General features: G+C 59.2%; 1 protein-coding gene. It reads right to left on the bottom strand.

The window, feature by feature from the left end; all coding sequences use genetic code 11:
• On the bottom strand, positions 1 to 378 hold the full coding sequence (locus GR197_RS31865; protein WP_164016687.1) for a VOC family protein: 378 nt from the start codon (positions 376 to 378) through the stop codon (positions 1 to 3).
• Between the last annotated feature and the right edge of the window lie 2 nt (positions 379 to 380).

Raw genomic sequence — 380 nt, 5'->3', positions numbered from 1 at the left:
CTATTGGTAATGTCCGTGCCGTTCGAGCACCTCGATCTTGTAGCCGTCCGGGTCCTGAATGAAGAAGTAACGCGCGAGCAAGGCGCCGTCGTCGTTCTTGAATTCGCGCACGTCGTTCGGCGTCATGCCGAGCTGGATCAGTCGCTCGCGCTCCCGCTTCACGTCGTCGACGACGAACGCGACGTGCCCGTAGCCGTCGCCGGGCGAGTACGGGTCTTCGCGTCCTTTGTTCCAGGTGAGTTCGATCTCGTTGTCGGATTCGTCGTTGCGCAAATAGACAAGCGAGAAATCAGGAAAATCGAGCCTGTGCGAAGGCTCGAGCCCGAACGCGCGTTGATAGAACTTCAGCGAGCGGTCGAGATCCTGAATGCGGACCATCG

The organism is Rhizobium phaseoli, assembly GCF_010668805.1.
Lineage (GTDB): Bacteria > Pseudomonadota > Alphaproteobacteria > Rhizobiales > Rhizobiaceae > Rhizobium > Rhizobium phaseoli_A.
The sequence above is the reverse complement of the archived record's forward strand: the minus strand, read 5'-3'. Positions and strand labels throughout refer to the sequence as shown.